We start from the raw sequence: 4,020 nt of genomic DNA on the forward strand, positions 1-4,020 counted from the left end.
GGGGTTAGACTGTAGGGTATAGGGGATAGGGGGTAGGATGTGGGGTACAGGGGGTGGGGATAGGGCTCATGTAAACCATGAGATGGAAGATGAGTTAATGAGTGAGTTGATGAGAAAGGGTATAAGGCTAAGTCTAGTTAGGCGGAGTAGAGATAAGAGAAATGAAGGTGAGCATGTGGAGTCTTACAAGAGGCGGCATGGGACTATGGCAGGGCTCTCATATAGCATAGTGGAAAGGTATATCGGAAAGAGACCATTTGCCGTGGATGTTGAAAGACTACTGATAAGGGTATATCTTTCAGTATTGTCATACAACACGTACAGGTTATACTTGCCGATGATGGGATGGGGTTGAGATAAAACAAACAAAAGGTGGGAACTAGTCTTCTAGACGATAGCCAAATTCTGCAAGTCTTTGTTTAGACTGCCTCCATTTGGGTTCAACCTTTACAAATAGCTCCAAGTACACTTTACCACTGATGAGGGCCTGTATCTGTTCGCGAGCAGCCGTCCCAATCTGTTTTAGCATATTCCCCTTATGCCCAATAATAATCCCCTTTTGAGAGTCCCTCTCCACGGCAATGGAGGCATATATCTTAGTAATCTTTTCGTCTTCCTCTATCTTTTCCACCGTAACAGCCACGGAATGAGGTATTTCCTCTCTGGTGTGCAGGAGAATCTGCTCCCTAATTAGCTCCCCAATTATAAACCTTTCCGGTTGATCCGTTACCAAGTCTGGTGGATAATAATAGGGACCATAGTCTAGTCTGGCAATCAACTCCTCCTGTAGCCTGTCCAATCCCTCCCCCGTAATGGCAGAAAAGTTAACCATTGGCCACTTGCCGTTACATAACAGTCTATAACTCTCATTGAGACTATCTCTATCCTTTCCCTGTAAATCCGTCTTGTTTAATCCCAGAATCACCTGAGTTTTCGTTCTCTGTAGGATTTCGGTAATATACCTGTCACCCGGCCCTGCCGGCTGGGAGGCATCCACCACAAACAAAACCAAATCTACACTGTCGATTACAGAAATGGCGTTTTGTACTAGTACCCTCCCTAACTCGTGGTGGGGTTTATGGATGCCAGGGGTATCCACAAAAATAATTTGAGCCCCCTCGGTAGTGAGAATCCCCCTCAAACGATTGCGGGTGGTTTGGGCTACCGGTGAGGTGATTGCCACCTTCTGCCCCACTAGTCTATTCATTAGAGTGGACTTGCCTACATTAGGGCGCCCTATAATTGCCACAAAACCCGACTTGAAATCCGGCGGCGCCACTGGTATACTAGAAACCGTGTTCTCCCCTCTGTTGGTCATGAGTAAAAATACCTAAAACATATTCCCCTTCATTGACCGTGTCATTGGTAGACACGTCGTAGACTATGCCCTCATCCACTGAGACAATGTCAGTTATAGTGGGCATTGTTTTTCGTTTTTCAAAGCTGAGTAACTGGTATAGGGTGTCTCCTTTTTTGATTATACTACCCACCGGCCGACGGTTGCGAATAATTCCACCCCTTGGGGCATAATAGTGTTTCATTTGGCTTTTGGGGATGAGTTTTATTTTCTTTGCCACCGGCAACAGGCGCGTGTTTAGCATTTTCTTAAAAGCTAGATAGTTAATTATTCCTGTTACCCCCTGTTCGACTGATTCTTCTTCTATTTTCATACCCGAGCCTAATTCCAGTGTCCAAGATTCCACGTCAAATACAATTTCTCTTCCTTTTTCTGCCAGTTTTTCCTCTAGTTTCAACCAAGGATTTAAAAATGCCTCGTCAAAGGCATTCCCCCCCATTTCATCCACTAAAACCCCGTATTCAAACCCAAAATATTCTGCACTTTTCTCCCTCCCCTTGAAGGTGTATATATAATTTATCGCAGAAACACTGGAACTATGGATGTCAATTACATAGTCCGCCAACACCGACAAAGACTGAAGGATATTACGATATTTCTCTGAAAAAGACAAACCCCTCTCCGGCCCATTTTCTCTTACCTTTGCCTCTAGTAGCTCCCTTATTTTCTCTTTGTAAATTGCCGCGAGCTCTCTCTCGGACAAATCTAAATTTTTCTCTATGAACACATCTAAATCCTCATATAGTTTAGGGGAGAAATCCCAAAAAATACGATTCCAGTTTTGGCCGTCATAGGGGTTAAATCTTCCTGTGGAAAAGAAATGATGTCGCTGATTTACCCCTGTAGGATTGCAAAGAGGTACCAGAATTATTTCACCACTTATATCCTCTGGTTGAAGGGAAGAAAAATAGTTGAGCAGTTCATAAATTACTGCATTGCCCACAATTTCTGCCCCATGCAAATTAGCCTGAATATAAGCCCTTTTCCCTTCCTGTTTACCTACAAAACGATATATCTTCAGCTGAAAAGTATCTCCACTCGCTAGGTTTTGTAAATCAATTAATTCGATTTTGGGTTCCATATTTGTTCTATATGTATCCGAAAAAGAAATATAATAGTTGTTAGAATCCAAAACTGGGAGCTAGGGGATTTAGGTTATTATAAGGCTATTATAAAAAAATAAAAAAAGAGAAAGGAGAAAGAGGGGGAGGGAAAGACAGGGGGGCTAGTTTTGTAAAATTCTGGCAAATCTACCTAAGGCTAGCAATGGAAAATAATGACGATAGAGATGGTATCTAATATAAAAATGTTGAGGAAAACCAGTGCCAGTAAAGTATTTTTCCTCCCAGCTACCCGTTGAAGTTTGGGTGTTGAGGAGGAAATTAACACCCCGACAGATGGCATCCTCTTCCCATTTACCCAAAGCTTTGCCGGCATCTATTAAGCCTATTAACGCCCAAGCCGTTTGAGACGCGGTAGATTCTCCCTTCCCCTTTAAGGCAGGATTTTTGTAACTTTCACAGGTTTCACCCCAACCGCCATCCTTATTCTGACAAGACAACAACCATTTTACCCCCTTTTTAATAGACCCTTGACAGGTTTGAGGGGCTATGGCGGATAATGCTGATAAGGCGCCAGATGTGCCATAAATATAGTTTACCCCCCAACGACCAAACCAACTACCATCCTCCTTTTGCTGATGACAGAGGAAACTAATGGCCTTTTGTAACTTGTGAGGATTCAAAGAAAGGCCACAAGTAGCTACCATTTCCAACACTCTAGCAGTAATATCGGCAGTGGGGGGATCTATCATTGCCTTTAAGTCGGCATAAGGCAGCAAATTCAACCAATCTGCGGTATTATTGATGTCAAAAGCCGCCCAACCATAATTGTCAGACTGCATACTCTCAATCCAACGGAGACAACGCAAAATTGCCTCCCTCTTCAAATCCTCCTGTGGCAACTCTAGCTGGTGAAGTGTCATCACTACTACTGCCGAGTCGTCTATATCTGGGTAAAAACGATTTTCATATTCAAAAGCCCAGCCACCAGGTTGTCCATTAGGGTTTTTCACAACCCAATCCCCATAGTCTAGAATTTGCTTCTTCAGCAACCATTCTCCACCCTTAACTAGTTGGGGATGATTAGGCTCAACACCGGATTCTACCAAAGCCCTTAAACTCCATGCCGTATCCCATACCGGTGAAACACAAGCCTGCACTAAATAATCATCATGGGTTTCGATAGCAAAATTCTCCACCGCCTGTAGCCCCCGTGCTACCATGGGGTCATTCACGTGATAGTTGAGGGTTTTGAAGGCTAAAAGAGAGTTTATCATTGCCGGGATAATACCACCCCAGTCTCCCGTCACCTCTTCCCTTTCAATAATCCACTTCTCTGCGGCTTTGAGACTTTCTTCCAGGAAGGGCACTAAATTTAAGTCTTCTGCCAATTTGAACAATCCGTCTAAGTATACAAAAACATCTGTCCAGTCTCCATGAAGAGGTAACTGGTAGCGTGCATTTTCCCTCCCCTCGGTGTATAATTCATCCAGGTTGATGGCAGGCTCTACTGGGAACACTGGTTTTTTGGCAAATACTATCAGTAGGGGTACTGTACTACTTCTGGCCCAACTGGACATCTCATAGATGGTAAAGAAGGGA

General features: G+C 43.7%; 4 protein-coding genes. 1 reads left to right on the forward strand and 3 read right to left on the reverse strand.

The window, feature by feature from the left end:
- Window positions 1–37 precede the first annotated feature (37 nt).
- Window positions 38–355 (forward strand): hypothetical protein, encoded by a 318-nt coding sequence (locus tag IGQ44_09020; protein ID HIK38118.1) that lies wholly within the window; start codon window positions 38–40, stop codon window positions 353–355.
- 24 nt (window positions 356–379) lie between these two features.
- On the opposite strand, the gene era is transcribed toward IGQ44_09020, so the two are convergent.
- The 3 genes from era to shc form a co-directional block, all read right to left on the reverse strand.
- Complete coding sequence (gene era, locus IGQ44_09025; protein ID HIK38119.1) at window positions 380–1,318, reverse strand: GTPase Era; 939 nt, start codon at window positions 1,316–1,318, stop codon at window positions 380–382.
- Window positions 1,287–2,438: a succinylglutamate desuccinylase/aspartoacylase family protein gene (locus tag IGQ44_09030; protein HIK38120.1), complete on the reverse strand. Its 1,152-nt coding sequence runs from the start codon at window positions 2,436–2,438 to the stop codon at window positions 1,287–1,289. Before IGQ44_09030 ends, era begins: the two co-directional genes overlap by 32 nt.
- 144 nt (window positions 2,439–2,582) lie before the next feature.
- Window positions 2,583–4,020, reverse strand: a 1,438-nt coding sequence (gene shc / locus IGQ44_09035; protein HIK38121.1) for a squalene--hopene cyclase, incomplete at its 5' end; no start/stop codon positions are given.

The sequence above is a fragment of the Geminocystis sp. M7585_C2015_104 genome (assembly GCA_015295805.1).
GTDB lineage: Bacteria > Cyanobacteriota > Cyanobacteriia > Cyanobacteriales > Cyanobacteriaceae > DVEF01.